22 protein-coding genes, 1 other RNA gene and 1 riboswitch are annotated in these 23,875 nt (G+C 63.3%); of the genes, 6 read left to right on the forward strand and 17 right to left on the reverse strand.

Annotated features, from left to right (window positions below; genetic code table 11):
- Nucleotides 1-10 precede the first annotated feature (10 nt).
- The 5 genes from cobT to ACIQWO_RS19245 all read right to left on the reverse strand — a co-directional run bounded on the left by cobT (nucleotide 11) and on the right by ACIQWO_RS19245 (nucleotide 5,634).
- The gene (gene cobT / locus ACIQWO_RS19225; RefSeq protein ID WP_402827570.1) at nucleotides 11-1,081 is read right to left on the reverse strand and encodes a nicotinate-nucleotide--dimethylbenzimidazole phosphoribosyltransferase; all 1,071 of its coding nucleotides are present in this window, start codon (nucleotides 1,079-1,081) and stop codon (nucleotides 11-13) included.
- Nucleotides 1,082-1,119: 38 nt separating this feature from the next.
- Nucleotides 1,120-1,776, reverse strand: a complete 657-nt coding sequence (gene cobO, locus ACIQWO_RS19230; RefSeq protein ID WP_402827573.1) for a cob(I)yrinic acid a,c-diamide adenosyltransferase — start codon at nucleotides 1,774-1,776, stop codon at nucleotides 1,120-1,122.
- Between the two features lie 61 nt (nucleotides 1,777-1,837).
- On the reverse strand, nucleotides 1,838-2,680 hold the full coding sequence (locus ACIQWO_RS19235) for an ABC transporter ATP-binding protein (protein ID WP_402827576.1): 843 nt from the start codon (nucleotides 2,678-2,680) through the stop codon (nucleotides 1,838-1,840).
- Complete coding sequence (locus ACIQWO_RS19240) at nucleotides 2,677-3,672, reverse strand: FecCD family ABC transporter permease (protein ID WP_402827579.1); 996 nt, start codon at nucleotides 3,670-3,672, stop codon at nucleotides 2,677-2,679. Before ACIQWO_RS19240 ends, ACIQWO_RS19235 begins: the two co-directional genes overlap by 4 nt.
- Nucleotides 3,673-3,699: 27 nt before the next feature.
- Nucleotides 3,700-5,634: a TonB-dependent receptor plug domain-containing protein gene (locus ACIQWO_RS19245; protein ID WP_402827582.1), complete on the reverse strand. Its 1,935-nt coding sequence runs from the start codon at nucleotides 5,632-5,634 to the stop codon at nucleotides 3,700-3,702.
- A gap of 156 nt (nucleotides 5,635-5,790) precedes the next feature.
- Nucleotides 5,791-6,042, reverse strand: a riboswitch (cobalamin riboswitch).
- Nucleotides 6,043-6,131: 89 nt separating this feature from the next.
- Here ACIQWO_RS19245 and ACIQWO_RS19250 point away from each other — a divergent pair.
- The 3 genes from ACIQWO_RS19250 to ssrS all read left to right on the forward strand — a co-directional run bounded on the left by ACIQWO_RS19250 (nucleotide 6,132) and on the right by ssrS (nucleotide 6,966).
- On the forward strand, nucleotides 6,132-6,443 hold the full coding sequence (locus ACIQWO_RS19250) for a hypothetical protein (protein WP_039400036.1): 312 nt from the start codon (nucleotides 6,132-6,134) through the stop codon (nucleotides 6,441-6,443).
- Nucleotides 6,440-6,751 (forward strand): cell division protein ZapA, encoded by a 312-nt coding sequence (locus tag ACIQWO_RS19255; protein WP_039400039.1) that lies wholly within the window; start codon nucleotides 6,440-6,442, stop codon nucleotides 6,749-6,751. The genes ACIQWO_RS19250 and ACIQWO_RS19255 overlap by 4 nt, the downstream gene beginning before the upstream one ends.
- A 34-nt stretch (nucleotides 6,752-6,785) precedes the next feature.
- Nucleotides 6,786-6,966, forward strand: a non-coding RNA gene (ssrS, locus tag ACIQWO_RS19260) — 6S RNA.
- Nucleotides 6,967-7,094: 128 nt separating this feature from the next.
- Here the strand turns inward: ssrS and ACIQWO_RS19265 are convergent.
- The 3 genes from ACIQWO_RS19265 to ACIQWO_RS19275 all read right to left on the reverse strand — a co-directional run bounded on the left by ACIQWO_RS19265 (nucleotide 7,095) and on the right by ACIQWO_RS19275 (nucleotide 10,772).
- Nucleotides 7,095-8,876 carry an acyl-CoA dehydrogenase gene (locus ACIQWO_RS19265; RefSeq protein WP_402827586.1) on the reverse strand — a complete coding sequence of 594 codons (1,782 nt, stop codon included), beginning with the start codon at nucleotides 8,874-8,876 and terminating at the stop codon, nucleotides 7,095-7,097.
- 200 nt (nucleotides 8,877-9,076) lie between these two features.
- Nucleotides 9,077-10,009, reverse strand: coding sequence for an electron transfer flavoprotein subunit alpha/FixB family protein (locus tag ACIQWO_RS19270; protein ID WP_402827589.1), 933 nt, complete (start codon nucleotides 10,007-10,009; stop codon nucleotides 9,077-9,079).
- A 13-nt stretch (nucleotides 10,010-10,022) separates the two neighbouring features.
- A complete protein-coding gene (locus ACIQWO_RS19275) occupies nucleotides 10,023-10,772 on the reverse strand; it encodes an electron transfer flavoprotein subunit beta/FixA family protein (RefSeq protein WP_039399700.1) in 750 nt (249 codons plus the stop codon).
- 368 nt (nucleotides 10,773-11,140) lie between these two features.
- On the opposite strand from ACIQWO_RS19275, the gene ACIQWO_RS19280 reads away from it, so the two are divergent.
- Both ACIQWO_RS19280 and ACIQWO_RS19285 read left to right on the forward strand, forming a co-directional pair.
- Nucleotides 11,141-12,106 (forward strand): lysophospholipase, encoded by a 966-nt coding sequence (locus ACIQWO_RS19280; RefSeq protein ID WP_402827592.1) that lies wholly within the window; start codon nucleotides 11,141-11,143, stop codon nucleotides 12,104-12,106.
- 112 nt (nucleotides 12,107-12,218) lie between these two features.
- On the forward strand, nucleotides 12,219-13,013 hold the full coding sequence (locus ACIQWO_RS19285; RefSeq protein WP_402827594.1) for a ferredoxin--NADP reductase: 795 nt from the start codon (nucleotides 12,219-12,221) through the stop codon (nucleotides 13,011-13,013).
- A 13-nt stretch (nucleotides 13,014-13,026) separates the two neighbouring features.
- Here the strand turns inward: ACIQWO_RS19285 and ACIQWO_RS19290 are convergent, their stop codons facing one another.
- Nucleotides 13,027-13,848, reverse strand: coding sequence for an enoyl-CoA hydratase (locus ACIQWO_RS19290; protein WP_402827596.1), 822 nt, complete (start codon nucleotides 13,846-13,848; stop codon nucleotides 13,027-13,029).
- A 73-nt stretch (nucleotides 13,849-13,921) separates the two neighbouring features.
- Nucleotides 13,922-14,845 (reverse strand): histone deacetylase family protein, encoded by a 924-nt coding sequence (locus tag ACIQWO_RS19295; RefSeq protein WP_402827599.1) that lies wholly within the window; start codon nucleotides 14,843-14,845, stop codon nucleotides 13,922-13,924.
- A 614-nt stretch (nucleotides 14,846-15,459) separates the two neighbouring features.
- Here ACIQWO_RS19295 and mltB point away from each other — a divergent pair.
- Nucleotides 15,460-16,581 (forward strand): lytic murein transglycosylase B, encoded by a 1,122-nt coding sequence (mltB, locus tag ACIQWO_RS19300; RefSeq protein ID WP_402827602.1) that lies wholly within the window; start codon nucleotides 15,460-15,462, stop codon nucleotides 16,579-16,581.
- A gap of 108 nt (nucleotides 16,582-16,689) precedes the next feature.
- On the opposite strand, the gene cysM is transcribed toward mltB, so the two are convergent.
- The 7 genes from cysM to ACIQWO_RS19335 all read right to left on the reverse strand — a co-directional run bounded on the left by cysM (nucleotide 16,690) and on the right by ACIQWO_RS19335 (nucleotide 23,694).
- Nucleotides 16,690-17,592 carry a cysteine synthase CysM gene (cysM, locus tag ACIQWO_RS19305; protein ID WP_402827605.1) on the reverse strand — a complete coding sequence of 301 codons (903 nt, stop codon included), beginning with the start codon at nucleotides 17,590-17,592 and terminating at the stop codon, nucleotides 16,690-16,692.
- 126 nt (nucleotides 17,593-17,718) lie between these two features.
- Nucleotides 17,719-18,567: a ComEA family DNA-binding protein gene (locus tag ACIQWO_RS19310; RefSeq protein WP_402827608.1), complete on the reverse strand. Its 849-nt coding sequence runs from the start codon at nucleotides 18,565-18,567 to the stop codon at nucleotides 17,719-17,721.
- 191 nt (nucleotides 18,568-18,758) lie between these two features.
- Nucleotides 18,759-19,763: an ADP-glyceromanno-heptose 6-epimerase gene (rfaD, locus tag ACIQWO_RS19315; protein ID WP_402827611.1), complete on the reverse strand. Its 1,005-nt coding sequence runs from the start codon at nucleotides 19,761-19,763 to the stop codon at nucleotides 18,759-18,761.
- The gene (gene rfaE1, locus ACIQWO_RS19320) at nucleotides 19,760-20,749 is read right to left on the reverse strand and encodes a D-glycero-beta-D-manno-heptose-7-phosphate kinase (protein ID WP_150738716.1); all 990 of its coding nucleotides are present in this window, start codon (nucleotides 20,747-20,749) and stop codon (nucleotides 19,760-19,762) included. Before rfaE1 ends, rfaD begins: the two co-directional genes overlap by 4 nt.
- A gap of 17 nt (nucleotides 20,750-20,766) precedes the next feature.
- Entirely contained in the window at nucleotides 20,767-22,140 is a 1,374-nt protein-coding gene (locus ACIQWO_RS19325; protein WP_402827615.1) for a UDP-glucose dehydrogenase family protein, read from the reverse strand.
- A gap of 21 nt (nucleotides 22,141-22,161) precedes the next feature.
- The gene (lapB, locus tag ACIQWO_RS19330) at nucleotides 22,162-23,337 is read right to left on the reverse strand and encodes a lipopolysaccharide assembly protein LapB (RefSeq protein WP_402827618.1); all 1,176 of its coding nucleotides are present in this window, start codon (nucleotides 23,335-23,337) and stop codon (nucleotides 22,162-22,164) included.
- A gap of 63 nt (nucleotides 23,338-23,400) precedes the next feature.
- Nucleotides 23,401-23,694: a lipopolysaccharide assembly LapA domain-containing protein gene (locus ACIQWO_RS19335; protein ID WP_039400068.1), complete on the reverse strand. Its 294-nt coding sequence runs from the start codon at nucleotides 23,692-23,694 to the stop codon at nucleotides 23,401-23,403.
- Between the last annotated feature and the right edge of the window lie 181 nt (nucleotides 23,695-23,875).

Consider the following 23,875-nt stretch of genomic DNA (forward strand, 5'->3'; position numbering starts at 1 on the left):
TCATTCTCGATCATTCGCGGTCGCTGACGCCCGCGCCCTCGAACGTCGCCATCTCGCGCAGGAACGCCGCGGCCGCCTGAATCAACGGCATCGCGAGTGCCGCGCCTGTGCCTTCGCCAAGACGTAGTCCCAGTTGCAGAAGCGGTTCTGCGCCAAGCGCGTCGAGCATGGCGCGATGCCCGGTTTCGTCCGACGCGTGCGCGAACACGCAGTAATCGAGCACCGCAGGTGCAACGCGCGCGGCGACCAGCAGTGCCGACGTGCTGATGAAGCCATCCACCACGATCACGAGGCCGAGCTTCGCAGCGGCGAGGTATGCGCCGGTCATCATCGCGATTTCGAAGCCACCGAAAGTCGCAAGCGTGTCGAGCGGATCAGGCGTGTCACCGGTTGCCGGATGCGCCGCCAGCGCGCGCTCAAGCACGGCCGTCTTGCGAGCGAGCCCGGCGTCGTCGACACCCGTGCCACGGCCGACGCAGTCGGCAAGCGGCAACCCCGTCAGACGCTGCATCAGGCAAGCTGCGGCCGACGTGTTGCCAATGCCCATCTCGCCGAAGCCGATCATGCGCGTGCCGCGCGACGCGTGCGCGACCACACGCGCAGCACCCGCGGCGAGCGCCGTCTCCAGTTGCTCGCGCGTCATGGCGGGCATGTCGACGAAGTTCTGCGTGCCGCGCGCAACGGGAATGTCCACGAGCGACGCATGGGCCGGGAAGTCCGCCGCCACGCCCGCGTTGATCACTTCCATCTCAATGCCGCCAGCGCGACAGAAGACATTGATGGCGGCGCCACCGCGCAGGAAGTTGAGCACCATCTGCGCCGTCACGGCCTGCGGATAGGGACTCACGCCCGCAGCCACCACGCCGTGATCGCCCGCGAACACCAGCATCGCGGGACGCGTGAGTTCCGGCGTCGCGCTCTGCTGAATGCGGCCGATCCGGTGCGCCACGCGCTCGAGTGCGCCGAGACTGCCGGGCGGCTTCGTCTTGATGTCGATGGCATGCTGAAGCGCGGCATCCATGGCCGTCGATGGCGCAGCGATGTCGAAGAGTTCTGCCAGCAAGGGGCTGAATGCGGTCATACGGGAACGTCCTGAAACGATGAGCAGTGAGACTGGAATTACATTTCGACGCCGGGCTGCGCGCGGATGCCGTCGGCAAACGCGTGCTTCACGGGCGTCATGTCGGTCACGGTGTTGGCTGCGTCGATGAGCGCCTGCGGCGCGCCACGGCCGGTGATGACCACGTGCTGCATGTCGGGACGCGCCTGCAAGTCCGCAATCACGGTGTTCACGTCGAGATAGCCGAGCTTGAGCGCGATGTTCAGTTCGTCGAACAACACCAGACCGAAGGAAGCATCCTGCAACATGCGGCGTGCCTGTTCCCACGCCGCTTCGGCCTTGGCGATATCGCGCGTGCGATCCTGCGTCTCCCACGTGTAGCCTTCGCCCATCACGTGAAACTCGCATTCTTCAGGGAAGCGACGCAGGAATTTCTCCTCGCCCGTGGGGATGGCACCCTTGATGAACTGCACGACGCCGGTCTTCATGCCGTGCCCCATCGCGCGCACGACCATGCCGAAGCCCGAGCTGGATTTGCCCTTGCCGTTTCCCGTCGTAATGACGATCACGCCGCAGTCGCGCTGCGCCTTCTCAATCTTTTCGTCGACGACCGCCTTCTTGCGCACCATGCGCGCGCGATGGCGTTCGTTGCGGCCGTCGTCGGCATTCGTGTCATCGGCGGAGAGCGCGTCGGATTTCGGAGTTTCCTGGGTCATGGACAGCACCTGTCAATCAAGTCGAATACGGAAATAAGGGGACGTACACCGTCTACGTCAATCATGTGCGCCGCACTGGCACTAGCGCCTCGTCGTCGCCATCGCGAATCAGGCGAAGCGGATAGCCGAACGCGTCGCTGCAATACTCAGCCGAGAGCACTTCCTGCACTGGACCGGCACGCCAGCCGCCACGGCCGTCGAGCAACAGGGCATGCGTGGCAAAGCGACGCGCGAGGTTGAGATCGTGACACGAAAAAACGACGGCGCAATCGTCGCGCCGTGCGTGGCGGGCGAGGAGTTCGAGCGCGTCGATCTGATGATGCAGATCGAGATGCGATACAGGTTCGTCGAGTAGCAGCAACGGCGTGGCCTGCGCAATCACCGCCGCGAGCGATACACGCTGACGCTCGCCGCCCGAGAGCGTCGTGACGTCGCGCGATGCGAAGTCTTCCAGCCCGACCTGCGCGAGCGCGGCGATGGCCAGCGCGACGTCATCGTCGGACTCCCATGCGCCCCAGCGGCCCTGCGCGAGATACGGATGACGGCCCGCGAGCACGACCTCCAGCGCGGTCGCGCCGAACGCGTCACGGCTCTGCTGCGGCATGAGCGCGCGCACTTTCGCCAACGGTGCGGGACGCCATTGCGCGAGCGGCTTGCCTGCGATGTCCACGCGTCCGCTGGCGGTGATGGTGGCGTCGCGTTGCCGCTTGTCGTCGATGGGACGCAGGCCCGCGAGCGTGCCGAGCAGCGTCGTCTTGCCCGCGCCGTTCGGTCCGGCCAGACACCAGCACTCGCCCGAAGCAATCGACAGATCGAGCCAGTCGACGAGCATGCGCTCGCCTGCGCGCAGCGTTAGCGCGTGGGTTTGCAGCATCGGTGCGTTGGTTGTCGGGTGTGATGTCATCGGATCACCCGTCGCGAGAGCAGCCACAGGAACACGGGCACGCCGATCATCGCCGTGATGACACCGACCGGCAGTTGCGTGGGCGCGATCACGGTACGCGCGACCAGATCGGCGAGCATCAGTAAGGCGCCGCCACCGAGGGCGGCCGCTGGAATCAACATGCGCTGGTCGTTGCCGAAGCGCAGACGCAGAATATGCGGCACCACGAGTCCGACGAAGCCGATGCTCCCTGCGGTCGTCACGGCGACGGCTGTCGCCAGCGACGCTGCCAGATAGATGCGCGCACGCAACGGGCCGACGGCAACACCGACGGCCTGTGCCACAGCCTCGCCGCGCAGCAGCACGTTCAGCCGATGGGCGACCGGGCACACGATGAGTAAGGTCACGGCCAGTGCGATCAGCGGCAGCGACGCGCGATCTACGCCATTCAGATCGCCCGTCAGCCAGAACAGCATGCCGCGCAGACTCGCGTCGGGCGCGAGCGTGAGAATCAGGGTGGAAAGTGCACCGAAACCGGCGGCCATCATCACGCCGGTGAGCAACAGTTTGGTACTGCTGTCCTGATCGCCGGGGCGCAGGAAGCTGCGGTGCGACAGCCCCAACACGATAGCGATGGCGATGAGTGCGCCGAGAAAAGCGCTCGTCTGCACCCAGAAAAACGGCAGCATGAGCGCCAGCGACGCAAGCGCCGCGACGCCCGCGCCACCGGAGATACCGAGCACGTACGGGTCGGCGAGCGGGTTGCGCAGCAGCGTTTGCATGAGTGTGCCCGCCACCGCCAGCAAACCGCCGCAGGCGAAGGCGGCGAGCGCGCGCGGCAGACGCAGTCGCCAGACCACGTCGCCAGCGAGACCAGCGTCGTGGCCGAGCGCGAGCGCACCGATCTCACGCAACGAAACCGGCACGCTCCCGAGCATGAGCGACGCAACGAGCACAGCCAGCGCGATACCGGCCAGTCCCGTCCAGATGGCGAGGGCGCGACGCAGCGTCATGCGGCGTCACGTCCCGCCGGGACGTCGTCAGAACTGCTTCCAGCCAAGCGAGACGTAAATTGCGCGTCCAAGGGTGTTGTAGCCATAGACCGTCTGGTAGTTCTTGTTGAAGACGTTGTCCAGATGCGCCGAGACGTACCAGGATTTGTCGATATCGTAGCGTGCCTGCAAGTTCACGAGCGTGTAAGCGCCGAGATGCTGGCCGCCCGTATCGTAACGCTCGCCACTGTAATAGACATCGCCACCGACCGAGTATTTGCTGAGGAATTTCTGCGACACGCCGAACGACGCGTATTGCTTGGCGCGGCGAGCCAGTACCTTGTTGGCATCGAGATCGGTCGGGTTCTGACGCGTGAACGACGCGCGAACGTCCGTGCCCGTCCACTGAATCTTGCCCTGATACGTCAGCTCAAGCCCTTCGACGCGCGCGTTCGCCACGTTCGCGGCCGTGTACGGGAACACGGACAGCGACTGGATCAGGTTCGTGTAGTTCGTGCGGAACAACGCCAGCTTCGCGAGACCGAAGGCCGGGTCGTAGAACTGGACAGCGAGCTCCTTCGAGATCGAACGTTCCGGTTGCAGGTTCGGGTTGCCGTAGCCCGGGTAGAACAGTTCGTTGAAGGTCGGTGCGCGGAAACCGTCCGACGCGTTGGCCATCAGCTTCCACTGTTCGGTCAGCTTGTAGCCGTAACCGACCCAGTAGCTGTTCGCGCCGCCGAAGTCCGAATACATGTCGCGGCGAACGGTGGCCTGCACTTCGTGCTTCTGCGCGAAGACACCTTCATAGCCGACGTAGAACGAGTCGAGATGGCGGTTGTTGTGGTTGTAGGTCGTGCTGCCTTCGACCGTCTGTTCCTGACGCGTGTAACCGGCGATCAGCTTGTGGTCCGGCATGAAGGCGTATTCGTTGGCCCAGTCGATCTGATTGTTCGACGTATGGAAGTTGCCGTTGCCCTTGCCGTTCTGGTAGTTGTAGCTGTAGTCGTCGCCCTGCGTGACGGTGAAGCGCGTGTTCCACTTGTCGGTGATGTTGCCCTTGGCGTACGCCGAGATCTGACGCACGCGTGCGTCGGTGTCGTTCAGATCGGAGGGCTTGCCGAAAGCGTTGTCGTAGCTGCTGCTGCCGTCGCTCTGAAACAGACGCGCACCGACTTCCCACGTGTCGCCGAACTTGCGCGAGAGCGAGGCTGTCACGCTGGTGTTGTCGTCGCCGTTGCGGTTCGGGTTGACCTTCGGTGCGAAGCGCGGGTCCTGGGCCGAAATACCGTTGGTGTGAAAACGCGAGACATCCAGCGAGAAGCGCGTCTTGCCGTCTTCGAACGACCCGGCGATACCGGCGTTGGCTTGCGTGGTGTTGTTCGTGCCGTAGCCGATTTCGGCGTAGGCCTTGGGCGGGCCGCCGTCGCCCTTACGCGTAAAGATCTGGATCACGCCGCCAACGGCTTGCGAGCCGTACAGGGCCGATACGTTGCCGCGCACGATTTCGATGTGATCGATTTGCGACACCGGAATCTGGGCGATGTTGGTCACACCGGTCGTGGCCGAGTTGACGGGCACGCCGTCGATCAGCACCAGCGACGAGTTCGAGTTCGCGCCGCGCATGAAGATGCTGGCCGTCGTGCCGAAGCCGCCGTTCTGCGTAATTTCCACGCCAGCCTGACCGCGCAGCAGCGACGGGATGTCCTGCGCCTGGCTGTCTTCGATTTGCTTGCGCGTGATGACCGAGGTGGAGGCGAGCGTGTCCGCCAGCTTCTGCTCGGTGCGCGAGGCCGTCACGACGGTGGTGTTGAGCGATGCGTCGCTCGACTGCGCGTGTGCGCCGAGGCTGGCAGCCAGCAAGGCGGCAGCGATCGCGAGACGGTGCGGAGCGAGGGTAGCGGGTGTGGCAGCGGGTGCTGCAGAGGGTACAAGACGTGCAAAAGCAGGCGCGTGCGGCGTCATCGCGCGGACGTGGGTGCGCATGGTCAGGTGTGACTTCCGTAGTTTTCTTATAGCCTTGACCCGTTCCCCCGCGGGCCGCCGGCGCAAGGGGAGCGCCGGTGACACGTCACGGATGCGGAGCATCGACACATGAAAACGACGTCAGGCCACCTACGGCTCAGGGCCGGGCGGCATGGATGATTCCCCACTCACTTGGGCCGGTATCCGGGCTGGTCATCGTCGCGCCTGACCGGCCTTCCCGCATGCGGATAGCACACAGTGGCAATGGAGGCGAGGCGCGTTTTCGGAAACCTTTCGGGCCGAAAGAATGACTTACCGTTGCGGGGGCAGCACAGGTTGGCCAGCCCGTGTGGGGACGCGGCTCCCTGTTTCCCGTTTAACTGCGCATGCCGGGGGGCGTGCGCGAGCACCGAAGTGCCGCAAGTGTAGGGGCCATTGGAACGAGCGTCAATGCTCGTTCGTCGGGCACTGGCCGCCGATTCCGTTAGAATGTAGGGCAATCAAGAGGACGCAGCCCGATGCTCACCGATCTCGACAATCTCACCGACAAAATGGAACAGCTGGTTGTTATCAGCCAGCGTTTTCACCAACACAATCAAGCGCTGCTCGCGGAACTCGACCGCGCGCGTGCCGAATGCGACGAAACCCGCGCTGCCATTGAGCAATTGCGCACGGAGCGCGACGCCTTGCGTCTGCAACGCGATCAGCTTGCCGCCAAGATCGACGAGGCACAGGTTCGCCTGAACGCCATCCTTGAAAAGCTTCCCACGCAGAACCCCGCTGAGGGTCAGATGGATCTGCTCGGTGCCCCCGGTGGAGAAAACGCATGACGATCAAGCAGCTCGAAGTTCATATCCTGGAACAGTCGTACCGACTCGCCTGCCCGCCGGAACACGAAGCCGACCTGCTCGCGTCCGTGTCGCGCGTGGATGCCGAAATGAGCAAAGTGCGCGCGCAAAGCAGCGTGCGCGGCACCGACCGGATTGCCGTCATGGCAGCGTTGAGCCTGGCATCCGAATTGCTTGCGCTGGAAAAAAGTATTGCTGCTGGACAAGCATTCCCCGCCGAAGAAATTCAGCGTAGAATGCAACTCATGGACGAACGGCTGAGCGCAGTGATCGATCAGTATCAGAACTGAAAGACACCCGCAGACGTCTGGTCCGAAAGGTTAGTTTTCCCTGCCTGGTTCGCGAAAGTCATAGATTCCTTGAACCAATGATCTGTTGCAGGTTGCGGAAGTTTGTAGTGCTGGCGTGAGCGTCACTCTGTCTGATGAACCCAAAGCGCTACTAACCGCGACCACCTTGAACCTTCGGTTCAGGATGCCGGCTTAGCGGCTGAGGCGGGGACCCAATGCACGGCACTGCGTGAATCACGCAGTGCCGTTTTTTTTCGTCCAACGATGTTTGTTCGACGATATTCGTGCGCAAAAGAAAAGGCGACCCGCAGGTCGCCTTACTTTTTTCACACAACGAAGCGCGTCAGAACTGCGCGTCGTTCAGCGACAGGGCCGAGTCGGCGCCCTCGGTGATCGATTGCGCCAGACCCGGCGCCTGCGTCAGGATGTGATCTGCGAAGAAACGTGCGGTGCCGATCTTGGCATCGAAGAACGACGGATCCTGATCGCGCAGTTTCTGCGCGGCCAGCAACGCACGTCCCATCTGCCAGCCGCCCAGCACGATCCCCGCGAGCTTCAAATAGGGCACGCTGCCTGCGAACACGGCGTTGGCGTTGTCTTGGGTGTTCGCCACGACATAGTCGACCACGATCGACAGCGCTTCGCGTCCCTTGGCAAGGCGCTCCGCGACCGATGCCGCCACACCACCCGCGGCGCGCAGCTCGTTCTCCGTCGCTTCGACCATCTCGCACAGCGTGCGTGCCACTGCACCGCCGTCGCGCAGCGTCTTGCGGCCGATCAGGTCATTCGCCTGAATCGCAGTCGTGCCTTCGTAGATCGGAAGAATGCGCGCGTCGCGATAGTACTGCGCGGCCCCCGTCTCTTCGATGAAGCCCATGCCGCCGTGCACCTGCACGCCGAGGCTCGTAACCTCCAGCGACATCTCCGTGCTCCAGCCCTTCACGATCGGCACGAGGAATTCGTAGATCGCCTGGGCGCGCTTGCGCTCGGCAGCGTCGGCGGCGTGATGACCGATATCGGCCTGCGCCGCCGCCACGTAGGCGAGCGTGCGAGCGCCTTCGGTCAGCGCACGCATCGTCATGAGCATGCGCTTGACGTCGGGGTGATGAATGATCGTGACGGCGTCGCGCGACGAGCCATCCACCGGACGGCTTTGCAGACGATCCCGCGCATACGCCACCGCGTGCTGATAGGCACGCTCGGCGACGGCCACGCCCTGCATACCGACGGCAAAACGCGCGGCGTTCATCATGATGAACATGTACTCGAGACCACGGTTTTCTTCGCCGACGAGATACCCCGTCGCACCACCGTTGTCACCGAATTGCAGCACGGCCGTCGGGCTCGCCTTGATGCCGAGCTTGTGCTCGATGGACACGCAGTGCACGTCGTTACGCGCACCGAGCTTGCCCTCGGCGTCGACGTTGAACTTCGGCACGATGAACAACGAGATGCCCTTCACCCCCGGGGGCGCATCGGGCGTGCGCGCGAGCACGAGGTGGACGATGTTCTCCGCCATGTCGTGTTCGCCGAACGTGATGAAAATCTTGGTGCCGAAGATGCGATAGCTGCCGTCCCCTTCTCGCTCTGCGCGCGTGCGCACCATCGCGAGATCGGAACCGGCTTGCGGCTCGGTCAGGTTCATCGTGCCGGTCCACTCGCCCGAGAGCAGCTTCGGGACGTAGAGGGCGCGCTGTGCGTCGGTACCGGCGGTGAGCAGCGCTTCGACGGCGCCGTCGGTCAGCAGCGGGCACAGGGCGAACGACAGGTTCGCGGCATTGAGCATTTCCGTGCACGGTGTGGCGACGAGCTTGGGCAACCCCTGACCGCCGAACTCCTGCGGATGCACCACGCCTTGCCAGCCCGCTTCGGAGAACTGACGGAACGCGTCCTTGAAGCCGGGCGTGGTCGTAACAACGCCGTCCTTCCACGTGCTCGGTTGCTGATCGCCGATCACGTTCAGCGGTGCGAGCACTTCCTGATTGAAGCGGGCCGCTTCTTCAAGCACGGCCTGTGCGAGTTCGGGCGAGGCTTCCTCATAACCCGGCAGCGCAGCGATGCGGTTCAGGTCCGCCAGTTCGTTCATCACGAACTGCATGTCCTTGATCGGGGCCTGATAACTCATGTCGTTCCTCCAAGGGATTCCGATTGCCTTCGATGGGTGGCGATTACCGGGATGCTTATCGTTATGTTCTTTCTGTTTTCACTGCAGGTGCTGCTCGACCGATTCGCATGAAGACGCAACTGCGCGCCTCCTCATGCGAATCGGCTGCGAGAGATGAATCTCGCAGCCGCACAACATCACTTCGGTACTACGTCAGACGCTTACAGCGCGCCCGTCAGTTCCGGCACGACGGTGAACAGATCGCCCACCAGACCGTAGTCCGCCACCGAGAAGATCGGCGCTTCCGGATCCTTGTTGATCGCCACGATCACCTTCGAATCCTTCATGCCCGCCAAGTGCTGGATCGCACCCGAGATGCCCACAGCCACATACAGTTGCGGTGCGACGATCTTGCCCGTCTGGCCAACCTGATAGTCGTTCGGCACATAACCGGCGTCGACCGCAGCACGCGATGCGCCCAGCGCTGCGCCCAGCTTGTCCGCCAGCGGCTCCAGCACCTTCGTGTAGTTCTCGCCGCTGCCCAGACCGCGACCACCCGAGACGATGATCTTCGCCGAGGTCAGCTCCGGACGGTCCAGCTTCGTCACTTCACGGCCCACGAACTGCGACACCCCTGCATCCGGCGTCGCGGCGATGCTCTCTACTGCGGCGCTGCCACCCGTGGCGGCTGCCGGGTCGAAGCCCGTCGAGCGCACCGTGATGACCTTCACCTTGTCGGCGCTTTGCACCGTCGCAATCGCGTTGCCTGCGTAGATCGGACGCTCGAACGTGTCGGCGCTGTCGACCTTCGTGATATCCGAAATCTGCGCGACGTCGAGCAACGCTGCGACGCGCGGGGCGATGTTCTTGCCGTACGCCGTGGCCGGAGCCAGGATGTGCGAGTAGTTGCCTGCAATCGACACCACTTCGTCGGCGATGTTCTCCGCCAGACCGTCGCCGAAGTAGGCCGCGTCTGCCAGCAGCACCTTCTTCACACCGGCGATCTGCGCGGCGGCGTCGGCCGCAGCCTTCGCGTTGCTGCCCGCGACCAGCACGTGCACGTCGTCGCCGCATTGCAGCGCTGCCGTCACCGTGTTCAGGGTCGCCGACTTGATGGTTTGGTTGTCGTGTTCTGCAATGACCAGAATGCTCATCTCGTCGTCTCCCTTAGATAACCTTGGCTTCGGTCTTGAGCTTGTCGACGAGCGCTGCCACGTCCGCCACCTTCACCCCTGCGCTGCGCTTGGGCGGCTCGGCCACCTTCAGCGTCTTCAGACGCGGGCTCACATCCACGCCCAGATCCGCAGGCTTCACGGTCTCCAGCGGCTTCTTCTTCGCCTTCATGATGTTGGGCAGCGTCACGTAACGCGGCTCGTTCAGGCGCAGGTCCGTCGTGATCACGGCGGGCAGCGACAGCGACACGGTCTCAAGACCGCCGTCCACTTCGCGCGTCACCTGTGCACGGTTATCCGCGACCGACACCTTCGAGGCGAACGTCGCCTGCGGCAGCTTTGCCAGCGCCGCGAGCATCTGACCGGTTTGGTTGGAATCGTCGTCGATCGCCTGCTTGCCGAGGATCACCAGTTGCGGCTGTTCCTTGTCCACCAGCGCCTTGAGCAGCTTGGCCACGGCCAGCGGCTGCAACTCTTCGTCCGACTCGATGAGAATCGCGCGATCCGCACCGATGGCCAGTGCCGTACGCAGTGTCTCTTGCGACTGGGCTACGCCCGCCGACACCGCGATCACTTCCGTCGCCACGCCCGCTTCCTTCAGACGCACCGCCTCTTCCACCGCGATTTCGTCGAACGGATTCATCGACATCTTCACGTTCGCGATGTCGACGCCACTGCCGTCGCTCTTCACACGAACCTTTACGTTGTAATCCACTACCCGTTTGACCGGTACCAGGATCTTCATGAACTCGCTCCAAAGTTACGTTTACGTCAATCCGCTGCCATTATAACCACTCAGCCGATAACGCATTATGTGCATATTTATGGCATTTTGTGGCAAGCGTTCATGTGTCGCTTTCAATAGGCCACGGATGCACGATCCTTACGATCACGGCTCCGGAGGCAGGCCAGACGCGCTTACCCGGCGTCCCGCCACCCCGAACGATCGTGCTATTTTTATGCAAATCGTGACGCGCAGCCAGTTTCCTCGTGGTGCGTTTCCTCTAGAGAATTCACCCCGGCGCAGGACGGCCTATGATCGAATGGCGCACCCGATCATCACTGAGCCGTCGCACGTACGACGCTCACCCGGCCAACGCGCCAGGAGGAGACATGACAACGCACTCGGAATCGCGCCTGCAAGCCAGCGACGGACTGATGCTCCACGTCCATAGCTGGTATCCGGACACCGACGGCGACACAGACACCCCACTGCGCGCCGTGGTGGCCATCGTGCACGGCATGGGGGAGCACGGCGGACGATACGCGCGCCTGGCGGCGCATTTCGCGTCGCTCGGTATCGCGACCGTCACCTACGATCTGCGCGGGCACGGCCGCTCGGAAGGCTCGCGTGTCTACGTCAATCATTTCGACGAATACCTTAACGACACCGAGATCTTCCTCACGCACGTGCGCACGACCTTTGGGCCGACGCCGCTCTTCCTGCTCGGTCATAGCATGGGAGGCGCCATCGCGGCGCTCTACACAATCACGCGCGCGCCCGCAAACGTGAGCGGCCTGATGCTCAGCAGCCCCGCCCTCGCCCCGGGCGAACCGGTCGCGCCGTGGATGGTGAAGGCCGGTCGCTGGGTATCGCGCTGGCTACCGAAGGTGCCAGTCTTCAAGATCGATCCGGCCGCCATTGCCCGCGACAAGACCGTGGTCGACGCCGCGAAGAAAGATCCGCTCAACGCCTATCGCGGCACCCCGGCACGCACCGCCGCCGAACTGCTCGACGCAATGGCGCGCATTCACGCCAACGCCGACGCGCTGCATTTGCCGCTCTACGTCTTCCACGGCACCGCCGACCGGCTCACCGCACCGTGGGCGAGCGAACAGTTTCACGGCAACGCCGGGTCTCAGGACAAGACCCTTCGGCTGTATCCCGGTCACTTTCATGAAACGCTCAACGACCTCGATCGCGATAAGGTGATCGAGGAGCTGACGCATTGGCTGCTGGCGCACGTACCGGAAACCGCCACCGCAAAACGCAAGCATCCCCAGCCCATGGCGCAGGAACCGCGTATGAGCGAGACATCGACGGCAAAGCCCGCGCTCGGGACGCACCACAGCCACTGACGAACGCCTTCGCGAGGTGGCCCCGGAACCCGCCTCGTGAACAGGGTCTCATCACGCGACACGTCACTGCGCGTTACACTGAAGCCGTGTGGAATTGCGAGGAGCCTCCGGCATGCAAGCTCAGACGACGCAAACGACGCAGCAGACGAAATACTCGCCGCAAACGGTCACCGGCATGCATTTCTGGACGCCGACGATCTTCAGCATCAAGACCACGCGCCCGCCCGGTCTGCAATTCACCGCCGGGCAGTTCGTGCGTCTCGGTTTGCCGGGAGACGATGGCGAACTGATCTGGCGCGCCTATTCCTTCGTGAACTCGCCCGCCGAAGATACATTGGAGTTCTATGTAATTACGATCCCTGAGGGTCAGCTCACACCTCGGCTGTCGGAACTCAAGGTCGGCGACGAACTGTTCGTCGATCACACCGCCCACGGCTTCCTCACGCTCGACCGTTTCACCGGCGGCGACGACCTGTGGCTGCTCGCCACCGGCACCGGCCTCGCACCGTTCGTATCGATCGTGCGAGACCCGGAAGTCTGGCAGCGCTTCAAACGCATCTTCGTCGTGCACAGTGTGCGATGGGAGCGCGACCTCGCCTATTACGAGGAACTCCGTCACTTCTCGCATCCGGACGTCGATCCCGCGCTCGTCGACAAGCTGCACTTCGCGGTGAGCGTCACGCGCGAGCAGACACCCGGCGCGCTCTATGGACGCATCACGTCGTTACTCGCTTCAGGGGAACTGGAAAAGGCGGTCGGCGCGACACTCGATCCCGCCACGTCGCGCATCATGGTCTGCGGCAATCCGGACATGATCAAGGAACTGCGCGCCTGGTTCACCGGCAATGGTTACGCGGTGAGCCGCACGGCGACACCCGGGCCGCTCGTGCTGGAAAAGCAGTGGTGATAACGGCGGGTGCTCAGTCCTTCGGCTTCGTCCACTCCGGCGGACGCTTCTCGATGAAAGCCTGCACGCCTTCGAGCGCGCACGCGTCCATCATGTTGCAAGCCATCGTCTGTCCTGCCATCTGATAAGCCGCTTCGATCCCCGTCTCGGCCTGACGGTAGAACAGCCCCTTGCCCGCCGCCACTGCCGCCGCAGGCTTGGCAAGAATCGAGCGGCACAGCGCCGCCACTTCGCCGTCGAGGCGCTCCATCGGTGCGACACGATTGACGAGACCGCGCTCGCAAGCCGTCTGCGCATCGATGAAGTCGCCCGTCAGCAGCATCTCCATTGCTTGCTTGCGCGTGAGATTGCGCGAGAGCGCCACACCCGGCGTCGCGCAAAACAGACCGACGTTGATGCCCGACACCGCGAAGCGAGCCGCCGACGCGGCGACCGCGAGATCGCACATCGCCACCAACTGACACCCTGCCGCCGTCGCGATACCGTGCACGCGAGCGATGACCGGCTGCGGCATGCGCTGGATCGTCAACATCACGCGCGTGCATTGATTGAACAGCGTGCGGTAGTAGTCAAGCGACGGCTCGGCACGCATCTCCTTGAGATCGTGGCCCGCGCAGAATGCCGCCCCCGCAGCGCCCAGCACCACGATGCGCGCCGTGGCGTCGCGCGCGACGTCGTCCAGCGCATGTTGCAGCGCGTCGAGCATCGCTTCGGAGAGGGCATTGAACTGACGCGGACGATTCAGCGTGAGCGTGACCACGCCTGCCAGATCGCCTTCACCGCGCGTGACGAGTACCAGCGGCTCGGTGGCCGCCGTCGCTTCCGATGACGTCATGTTGTCTCCAGTGCCGCCGCTGCCCGGACGGCATCGCGCATTCGTCACACGCGTGTTAGGCGCCGGGCAGCCGTCAGACGTCGGCGAGCACCTTCAGATGGGCCACGACACTGCGTCCGAGCGCCGAGAGGTTGTAGCCACCTTCGAGGCAGCTCACGATGCGTCCCTTGGCGTGACGATCGGCGATGGCCTTGACTTCCTTCGTCATCCACGCGAAGTCCGCTTCGGTCAGCCCGAGGCCACCGAGATCGTCTTCGCGATGCGCGTCGAAGCCTGCCGAGAAGAAGATCATTTCCGGACGGAACGCATTGAGGCGTCCCAGCCAGCCGTACTCGATGGCTTCGCGTGCGGCCATACCGGACGTGCGCGCTTCGAGCGGAATGTTGAGCATGTTCGGCGCAGGATCGTTCGCGCCGGAGAACGGATAGAACGGGTGCTGGAAGATGCCGCACATCAGCACACGCTCGTCGTTGCCGAACGCGGCTTCGGTGCCATTGCCGTGGTGCACGTCGAAGTCGACGATCGCCACACGCGAAAGCCCATGCACTTCGAGCGCGTGCGCCGCTGCAATCGCCACGCTGTTGAACAGGCAGAAGCCCATCGCACGCGTGGGCGTGGCGTGGTGGCCGGGCGGGCGTACGCTGCAAAAGGCGTTGTCGAGTTCGCCACGAATCACTGCATCCGTCGCCGCAATCGCTGCGCCCGCTGCCCGCGTTGCCGCGCGCCACGAGTACGGGTTCAGCAGCGTATCGGGATCGATGGGGAAGTACCCGGATTCGGGAATGTTGTCGCGAATGAAGTCGATGTGGTCTTGCGTGTGCACGAGCCGCAGACTCGCTTCGTCGGCCGCCGGGGCTTCACGGCGTTCGAGCAGACCGTCGATGCGTCCCGCGATCAACTGGTCTTCGATGGCGCGCAGCCGTTCGGGGCATTCCGGATGCCACTCGCCCATTTCGTGACGCACGCAATCGGGGTGCGTATAAAACCCGGTAGCCATTCGTTGTGTCGCCTATCGCTTCGAATCGTTATATTGGGACGGGCGGGGGATGCCCGCCGCGCCGTGGTCTCCACGTCCGGTAGCGGCCGGGCGTAGAGCCTGGCTCACGCCTGCGAAAATGTGCCGCAAACATCACACGACATCACCTGCAAACGCGTGCCGATAGCCGGCATCCCCCATGAACACTGTCACGGACAGTGCACAGGCCTTAAGGTATCACAGGTGCACTCGGTTATACTGCCAAGCAGTCTCCCAGCAGACCCGTGTCAGCCGGTAAGGGCCGATCTCCCGAAATTCGGGACGGCAGGAACTGGCATGAATGGTTGACGCTCTAGATGGCATCTCGCTTTGAGTGAGCACTTTGCGTCACTCGGAAGTGCGCCCATCGGCATCGATAGCTATCGATGAGAGCGCCAACGCGACTAACGTGATTGCGGCCTAACCGTCGCATCGCATTCGGACTTCATACAGGCCTGACAGACAGCATGACATCACCGGTACGGATGTACGATTCTCTCCCGCTGGCGCAAGCGCGCCACACTCGACCGGACACTGCGCGCCCTCTCACTGCGGCGTCGCTCCGGCAATTTTCCCGTTCCTCTCGCTCCTTTTGCGTGGCTCGCTCATTCGGCTCGCTCGGCATCGCGCTGTGCCTGAGTGCATCGTTCGCGATGACGGCGCTCACGAGTGTCGACGCGCACGCGCAGACGCGCTCCAAGGCGGTCGCGCAGTCGTCACAGACGGAGTTCGAGGAAGAAGTGGTGCCGCAACGTTACGCGGCGAACCCGGAAGTCGACGCGTTCATCAACGACCTCGTCGCGCGCGACGGCTTCAATCGTGGCGAGCTTCAGAAGATCTTCTCGCGCGTCGTGTTCTCGCAGACGGCTGCACGTCTTGTCGCACCGCCCGCCACGCCGGGCCAGAAGAACTGGACGAAGTACGAAAAGAACTTCCTCGACAACACCCGCATCAACGGCGGCGTGCGCTTCTGGAATCAGAATGCTGCTGCGCTGTCTCGTGCAGCGCGAGAGTATGGTGTGCCCGAAGAGATCATCGTCTCCATCATCGGCGTCGAGACGATCTATGGGCGCAACATGGGCAACTTCCGCACCATCGACGCACTCACCACGCTTGCGTTCGATTACCCGCCCGCGCGCAACCGTTCCGAGCGCATGGCGCTGTTCCGCAAGGAGCTTGAGAACCTGCTGCTGTACGCACGCGAGCGAAGCGTCGATCCGTTCAGCATCTACGGGTCGTATGCCGGTGCTATCGGCATTCCGCAATTCATGCCGTCCTCGATCCGAAACTACGCGGTGGATTTCAGCGGCGACGGCAAGATCAATCTGACGACCGACGTGGCGGACGCCATCGGCAGCGTCGCCAACTTCCTCAAGCAGCACGGATGGCAAGCAGGTCAGCCGGTGGTGTGGAACATCGCGGGCGATCGCGGCAGTCAGGGGCTGGCAGAAGCGGGGGCCGACGGACAACCCGAACCGCATTGGAAGCTCGGCGATTTCATCAAGGCTGGCATGCTGATGAACGAGCCGAAGCTCGATGTGGGCGGGGCGGTGGACACGCCGGTGCTGATCGTCGATCTGCCGACGCCAGGACAAGCCACGCAGTACCGCATGGGCCTCACGAACTTCTACGTGCTCACGCGCTACAACCGAAGCTTCTTCTACGCCATGGCGGTGTACGATCTGGCAGACGCAATCAAGGCGGCGCGCGCGCCGTAATCTCGGCCACATCGCAGATTGCAGCGACTTGCCGTCAGCATGAAAAACGGGACCCTCGGGTCCCGTTTTCGTTTGCGGTATTGCGACTACGTACTGACCGACGAAACTTTACGCCGGGAACACACCCGTCGACAGATAACGGTCGCCCCGGTCGCAGACGACGAACACAATGGTCGCGTTCTCGACTTCATGCGCGAGATTCAGCGCAATCTGGCAAGCGCCTGCTGCCGAGATGCCGCAGAAAATGCCCTCTTCCGCCGCGAGACGACGCGCCATGATTTCGGCTTCGGCCTGCGTCACGGAGATAGTACGGTCCACACGCGCACGGTCGAAAATCTTCGGCAGATACGCTTCCGGCCACTTGCGAATGCCTGGGATACGCGACCCTTCAGCGGGCTCGGCACCGATGATCTGCACCGCGTCACTCTTCTCTTTCAGATACTGCGAGACACCCATGATGGTGCCCGTCGTCCCCATCGCGGAGACGAAGTGCGTGATGCGTCCTTCGGTGTCGCGCCAGATTTCCGGGCCAGTGGTTTCGTAATGCGCCAGGGGGTTATCCGGGTTGGCGAACTGGTCGAGGATGATGCCGCGTCCGTCGCGCTGCATCTGCTCGGCGAGGTCGCGTGCGTACTCCATGCCGCCCTTGACCGGCGTCAGGATGATCTCGGCACCGTAAGCGCCCATGCTCTGACGACGCTCGATGGAGAGGTCTTCCGGCATGATCAGGACCATCTTGTAGCCACGGATAGCGGCGGCCATGGCCAGCGCAATACCGGTGTTGCCCGACGTGGCTTCGATCAGCGTGTCGCCCGGCTTGATGCGTCCGCGCAGTTCGGCGTGCTTGATCATCGACAGCGCCGGACGATCCTTCACCGATCCCGCCGGGTTGTTGCCCTCGAGCTTGCCGAGAATCACGTTGTTGCGGCGACGGACTTCGTCGTCGGGCAAACGCACCAGTTGCACCAGCGGTGTATTGCCGATGGTGTCTTCGATAGTCTTGTAGGCCATTGCGCTAAGCTTTTTCGGTCGGGAATCGAAACATTCTAATCCACCGGCCATGACCGCGCTCAGGGTAAGGTCTCGCGGCCGGGTGATGCACCAACTCCCCCCCGGCGCCCCCGGCCGCTGGCAACGTTAGAGCTTCGGCGCGCTCGCCGGTGCCGGTGCCTTGGCCTTCTTCGACTTGGACGCCTTGGCCGTGCTGGCGTCACCGCTTGCAGCGGCCGTGCCCGATGCCGGGGCCGGTGCGGTAGCCGCCGCGCCCTTGGCGCTGTCAGCCTTCGCATCCTTCGACTTCTTCGACTTGCTGGCCTTGGTATCCGCCTTGGTATCGGATGCACTTGCAGCCCCCGTCGCCCCCGTTGCAGTTGCCGCACCGGTCGCCGCCGGAAGCGGTGCGCCAGGTTTGGCAGGCGTCGCTGTTGCACCCGGCGATGCAGGCTTCATCGTCGTACCGGCAGCCGGAGTAGGCGTCGGCGTCTTTTGCGTCGCGGTGGCAGGCACCGGCGTCGCAGGGGTCACCGGCTTGGCAGGCGTTGCCGGTGCCGGGGCAGCAGGCGTCTGTGCGGCGGACGGAGCGGGTTTGGCAGGTGTGGCGGGCGTTTGTGCTACGGACGGTGCAGGTTTTGCTGGCGCGGGTGTCGGCGCAGCGGTCGCAGGAGCTTGCGCGACAGGCTTGGCCGGTGCGGTCGCCGGGGCCGCAGCCGCTGCACCACCGCCCTGACCGTTGATCGTCATGCCTTCGGACTGCAGCGACGTTACGGACTTGGTGCCAAGGCCTTTGACGCGCTTGGCGACATCGGCCGCATCCTTGTAGGGCCCATGGGCGTTACGCTCGTCGATGATCGCCTTGGACTTGACCGGTCCGATGCCCTTGAGCGTCTCGAGCTGCGATTGGTCGGCGGTGTTGATGTCGACGGCCGCCATTGCCAGGCCGCACAGGGTGAAGAAGGTAACAACCGCCAGCAAGAGTTTGCGAAGCATGATCTGTTCCTTGTAAGGTCACTCGGGCCAATGCCGTGGCGCACCGACACATCGGACATCTCAGACATCCCCGATACTCACTTAACGCCTCAGCGCCCGCCCGGATGACACGGGAGCATCAAACGACAACGGGGAGCGGTCTGGCTCCCCGTCTGCATTGCAAATCCGCTTGTCGACGATTATTCCGTCACTTACTGCGCCAGCAACCAGTGAATATAGCGGGAAACACCCTCGCCCACCGTATAGAACGGCTGCTGATAGCCGCCAACCTGACGCAGATGGTCGATGTTCGCCTGCGTGAAGCTCTGATACTTGCCGCGCAGGGCGTCCGGGAACGGGATGTACTCCACGAGGCCCTGCTTGACCATATCGTCAAGCGAAAGCGCCGCTTCACCGGCTTCAGCGCGCAGCGTGTTGATCACGGCGACCGCGATGTCGTTGAACGGCTGCGCCCGGCCCGTGCCGAGGTTGAAGATACCGCTGCGCTCCGGGTGATCGAAGAAATGCAGGTTGACCTTCACGACATCTTCGACCGAAACGAAGTCGCGGCTTTGCGTACCGGCGGCATAACCGTTGTACTCGCCGAAGAGCTTCACGCGGCCGTTTGCACGGAATTCGTTGAAGTTGTGGAACGCCACCGAGGCCATGCGGCCCTTGTGCGCTTCACGCGCCCCATACACGTTGAAGTACCGGAAGCCCGCCACCTGACTCGGCAGCTTGCCGCCCACGTCACGCATGGCACGGCGCACGATCTGGTCGAACAGGAACTTCGAATAGCCGTAAACGTTGAGTGGCTTCTCGTACTCGCGCGTCTCCACGAAGGTTTCCGACGCACCGTACGTTGCCGCCGACGAGGCATAAAGGAACGGCACGGTCTGCGTCTGGCACGCCTCGAACAGCGCCCGCGTGTAGCGGAAGTTGTTCTCCATCATGTAGCGGCCGTCCGTCTCCATCGTGTCGGAGCAGGCGCCTTCATGGAAGATCGCGCGCACGCGGCCGAATTCGCGGCGTTGAAAGCGTGCGACAAAATCCGTCTTGTCGAGGTAATCGCTGATTTCGCAATCGACCAGATTACGGAATTTGTCGGCGCGCGTGAGATTGTCGACCGCCACGATGTCGGTCTCTCCGCGCTCATTGAGGGCTTTGACAAGGTTGGCGCCGATGAAGCCCGCGGCGCCCGTCACGATGATGGTCATGTCAGCTCGGAAAAGAGTTCGTTGTAGTCGACGGTCGCCGTCCCCAGCTTGCCGACGACGATGCTGCCCGCTCGGTTGGCGAGCACCACCGCCTGCGGCAGCGGCAGCCCGGCCGACAGCGACGTGGCCAGCGTGGCGATCACGGTGTCGCCCGCGCCTGAGACGTCGTACACCTCGCGCGCCTGCGCAGGCACGTGGAGCGCACCGCTTTCGGTAAAGAGCGTCATGCCCTCTTCCGAGCGCGTGAGCAGCAGCGCTTCGAGGCCGAGCGATTCGCGCAGATTCTGGGCGCGCGACGTCAGATCGTCCTCCGAATGCCAGACGCCGACGACCTGCTGCAGTTCGGCGCGGTTCGGCGTGAGAATCGTCGCACCGCGATAGCGTTCGTAATCGCTGCCCTTCGGGTCGACGAGCACCGCCTTGCCAGCCGCACGCGCCGCTTCGATCATCGGCTGCACATGCGTCAGACCGCCCTTGGCGTAGTCCGAGAGCAGCACGACATCGTAGCTGGCGAGCAGTTGACGATATTGATCCAGCACCGCCAGCAACACTTCGCGTGCGGGCTGGTTTTCGAAGTCGATGCGCAGCAACTGTTGCTGACGCGAGACGATGCGCAGCTTGATGGTCGTGGCGAGATCGGCGTCGCGCGTGACGAATGCCGTCACGCCGCTCGCGTCCAGCATATCGACGATGCGCTCAGCAGGTTCGTCCTCACCAAGCACGCACAGCAGCCCGGCTTGTGCGCCGAGTGACGTTGCACCCAGTGCCACGTTCGCCGCGCCGCCCAGACGCTCTTCATTGCGCTTGACGTGCACCACCGGCACCGGTGCTTCCGGCGAAATGCGATTGACGTCGCCGAACCAGTAGCGATCGAGCATCACGTCGCCAACGATCAGCACGCGTGCGCGACTGAAGGCCTCGCGAGGCACGTTGGGTACACCCGGCGCCTGAATCGTGCGCGTGAGCGAAGTTGCCGTCGAAGTCATCCGTCGTTCCTTCAAATTCAGGCCGAATGGCCCAGGCCACGACCGATGGCGTGGTACTCGATGCCCAACTCATCCATCGCCTCCGGCTCGTACAGATTACGACCGTCGAAGATCAGCGGCAGCGAGAGCGCCGTCTTCACCTTAGCGAAGTCCGGACTGCGGAACGCCTTCCATTCGGTGACGATCACGAGCGCGTCCGAACCGGTCAGCGTGTCGTTTTGCGTTGCACAGAATTCGATACGGGCATGCGCGTCGGCATCGTCGGCAAAATCCAGTGCAATCACGCGGCGCGCTTCATCGAGCGCCACCGGATCGTACGCCCGTACCCGTGCGCCACGACGCACCAGCTCGGCAATCACGCGACGGCTCGGGGCCTCACGCATGTCGTCCGTGTTCGGCTTGAACGCCAGGCCCCACAGCGCGAACGTCTTGTCCTTCAGATCGTCGCCGAGACGCGTCACGATCTTGTCGATCAGCACGGTCTTTTGCGTTTCGTTGACGGCTTCCACCGCGTTCAGAATGCGCAACGGCAGGCCGTAGTCTTCGGCGGTGCGCACGAGCGCCTGCACGTCCTTCGGGAAGCAGGAACCACCGTAGCCGCAGCCGGCGTAGAGGAAGTGATAACCGATACGCGGGTCGGAGCCGATGCCCTGACGCACGTCCTCGATATCCACACCGACGCGATCGGCCAGATTGGCCAGCTCGTTCATGAACGAGATACGCGTGGCCAGCATCGCGTTGGCGGCGTACTTGGTGAACTCGGCGGAGCGCACATCCATGTACAGCGTGCGTTCGTGGTTGCGGTTGAACGGCGAGTACAGGCGCTTCATCATCGCGCGCGCCTGCTGGCCGTCGGCATCGTCGTCCACGCCGATCACGATACGGTCCGGACGCATGAAATCGTCCACTGCCGCGCCTTCCTTCAGGAATTCCGGATTCGAGACGACGGAGAACTTCACGTCGGCGTTGCGCTTGGCGAGTTCTTCCGTGATTGCCGCACGCACCTTGTCGGCCGTGCCCACGGGCACCGTCGACTTGTCGACGATCACCTTGAAGCTCTTGGCGTAGCGGCCGATGTTGCGCGCTGCCGCCACGACGTATTGCAGGTCGGCCGAGCCGTCTTCGTCGGGGGGCGTACCCACCGCGATGAATTGCACGTCGCCGTGCGCGACCGACGCTTCGACGTCCGTCGAAAATTGCAGACGGCCGGCTTCGCGATTACGCGCGATGACTTCTTGCAAGCCCGGCTCGTGAATCGGTACGCCACCGTTATTCAGGATCTCGATCTTGCGGGGATCGACGTCGAGACAGAACACGTCATTGCCGACGTCAGCCAGGCAAGCACCCGTAACTAAGCCGACGTAGCCGGAACCGATGATGGTGATCTTCATGATATTGGGGTGTGATAAATCTTACGAAGCCGCCGGCACGTCGGCACGGCGTGGCGTATAGGTCTCCCAGCCGTTACAGCCGGGGCATTGCCAATAGAAAAGGCGCGCACGGAATCCGCATTGATCGCAGACGTAGCGCGGCAACGACTTGGTGCGCTGCGTAATGAGCTTGCCCATCAGTTGCAGGTCGGACTGCGTGTCGCCATGTGCAGTAGCGGCGTGCGCTTCGAGCAGACGTGCCATGCCGGGTGCGCTCGGGGCACGATGCATTTGCTCGCGCATCAAGGTGAGCGCGGCCTCCGGACCTTCAAGCGAAACCGTCTTTTCATAGACGATTTCCAGCAGGTCGTCCGACGGATTCTTGCGCAGTGCTTCACGCAACATAGCCAGCCCTTCAGGGGCGCGTCCAAGCGCTTCATACGCCTTCATCACGCGCTTGGCGGCCAGACCGAGATACATCGGATTCTGTTCTTCGATGGTGCGCAACACGCGCAGCGCGCCTTCGGCGTCACCGGCGGCGAGCAACATATCGCCACGCAACAACGGGGCACGCACATTCGCCGGGTTGACTGCCAGCGCGGCATCCAGCTCGTGGCCAACGGCGTCGACATCCTTGCGTTGCAACGCTTCCTGCGCCAATTCGCAATGGAATTGCGCAATTTCCTTCCGATACGAGACGGCCGGATCGAGATCGCTCAGCGTCTCAGCCTCCGCCAGCGCTTTGCGCCACTCCTTCTCGATCTGATAGATCGTGAGCTTCGCGTGCTGTGCCGCTTTCGCGTACGCGCCAGTGTGCAGACGGCTGAACGCATCTTCGGCGCGGTCGAGCAGACCGGCCTTGAGGAAGTCGTGACCGAGTTCGTACAGCGCGTGCTCCTGATCGGCTTGCGGCAGATCGTCTCGCGAAAGCAAATTCTGATGCACGCGAATGGCGCGCTCCGTCTCACCTCGACGGCGGAACAGGCTGCCCAGCGCGAAGTGCAGTTCGGTCGTCTCGGGATCGAGCTTGGCGACTTCGATGAAAGCGTCGATCGCCTTGTCCGGCTGTTCGTTCAGCAGGAAATTCAGACCGCGGAAATAGGATGCCGGCAGATTGCGGCTTTCCGAGAGCAGGCTGCGCAAATCCAGTCGCGCGGCGGCCCAGCCACAGCCGAAGATCACGGGGATGGCAAGTAGCCACCAGACCTCGAATTCCATGAATGCGTGTTGTCGTTGAAACAGTCGATGAGGATGGCGAGCATCGCGCGCCGCAGCTCCGCCTTAGACGGGCGGCAGCATCGGCGGCTGATCACTCGCTTCGGGTTCCCGCTGAGCACGGGCCAGATCGCGTCGCGTGCGGCGCAACTCAAGGCGCTGACGCATCAAACTCGGCAACGTGGCGAGCACACCGATGACGCCACCGACCACGAAAAACGCCAGGCCGATCATGATGAGCGGCGCCGTCCACGTATGACCCAGGAACAGGTTCAACGTGACCTCGCCCGTGTTGGCGAGCGCCAGGCACAGCAACACCACGAATACGATCAGGCGAACGATCCAAACAATCAGCTTCATGCCGAAAGGCTCCTGCGGCAGGATTGCCGTATGTTTTGCGACTTGGGCCGGCCAGACGTGACGAGGAGAAACGACAACAGCGTCGAGCCCCTCCCCGCATACCGGACCGGCACGTGGGCGTATTGTACCGGATGTGCCCTGTGAGGCGTCGTTCCTGCAAATGCCTTCACATTTCCGGCGC

It is taken from the genome of Pandoraea sp. NPDC090278 (assembly GCF_044772185.1).
GTDB lineage: Bacteria > Pseudomonadota > Gammaproteobacteria > Burkholderiales > Burkholderiaceae > Pandoraea.

Coding starts and splice junctions, on each gene's coding strand:
- ACIQWO_RS19250 (WP_039400036.1), top strand. CDS start 6,132: ATGCTCACCGATCTCGACAATCTCACCGACAAAATGGAACAGCTGGTT.
- cobO (WP_402827573.1), bottom strand. CDS start 1,776: ATGACCCAGGAAACTCCGAAATCCGACGCGCTCTCCGCCGATGACACG.
- ACIQWO_RS19270 (WP_402827589.1), bottom strand. CDS start 10,009: ATGAGCATTCTGGTCATTGCAGAACACGACAACCAAACCATCAAGTCG.
- lapB (WP_402827618.1), bottom strand. CDS start 23,337: ATGGAATTCGAGGTCTGGTGGCTACTTGCCATCCCCGTGATCTTCGGC.
- ACIQWO_RS19295 (WP_402827599.1), bottom strand. CDS start 14,845: ATGGCTACCGGGTTTTATACGCACCCCGATTGCGTGCGTCACGAAATG.
- ACIQWO_RS19290 (WP_402827596.1), bottom strand. CDS start 13,848: ATGACGTCATCGGAAGCGACGGCGGCCACCGAGCCGCTGGTACTCGTC.
- rfaE1 (WP_150738716.1), bottom strand. CDS start 20,749: ATGACTTCGACGGCAACTTCGCTCACGCGCACGATTCAGGCGCCGGGT.
- cysM (WP_402827605.1), bottom strand. CDS start 17,592: ATGGCCTACAAGACTATCGAAGACACCATCGGCAATACACCGCTGGTG.
- ACIQWO_RS19265 (WP_402827586.1), bottom strand. CDS start 8,876: ATGAGTTATCAGGCCCCGATCAAGGACATGCAGTTCGTGATGAACGAA.
- cobT (WP_402827570.1), bottom strand. CDS start 1,081: ATGACCGCATTCAGCCCCTTGCTGGCAGAACTCTTCGACATCGCTGCG.
- ACIQWO_RS19240 (WP_402827579.1), bottom strand. CDS start 3,672: ATGACGCTGCGTCGCGCCCTCGCCATCTGGACGGGACTGGCCGGTATC.
- ACIQWO_RS19275 (WP_039399700.1), bottom strand. CDS start 10,772: ATGAAGATCCTGGTACCGGTCAAACGGGTAGTGGATTACAACGTAAAG.
- rfaD (WP_402827611.1), bottom strand. CDS start 19,763: ATGACCATCATCGTGACGGGCGCCGCGGGCTTCATCGGCGCCAACCTT.
- ACIQWO_RS19245 (WP_402827582.1), bottom strand. CDS start 5,634: ATGCGCACCCACGTCCGCGCGATGACGCCGCACGCGCCTGCTTTTGCA.
- ACIQWO_RS19335 (WP_039400068.1), bottom strand. CDS start 23,694: ATGAAGCTGATTGTTTGGATCGTTCGCCTGATCGTATTCGTGGTGTTG.
- ACIQWO_RS19280 (WP_402827592.1), top strand. CDS start 11,141: ATGACAACGCACTCGGAATCGCGCCTGCAAGCCAGCGACGGACTGATG.
- ACIQWO_RS19235 (WP_402827576.1), bottom strand. CDS start 2,680: ATGACATCACACCCGACAACCAACGCACCGATGCTGCAAACCCACGCG.
- ACIQWO_RS19325 (WP_402827615.1), bottom strand. CDS start 22,140: ATGAAGATCACCATCATCGGTTCCGGCTACGTCGGCTTAGTTACGGGT.
- ACIQWO_RS19310 (WP_402827608.1), bottom strand. CDS start 18,567: ATGCTTCGCAAACTCTTGCTGGCGGTTGTTACCTTCTTCACCCTGTGC.
- ACIQWO_RS19285 (WP_402827594.1), top strand. CDS start 12,219: ATGCAAGCTCAGACGACGCAAACGACGCAGCAGACGAAATACTCGCCG.
- ACIQWO_RS19255 (WP_039400039.1), top strand. CDS start 6,440: ATGACGATCAAGCAGCTCGAAGTTCATATCCTGGAACAGTCGTACCGA.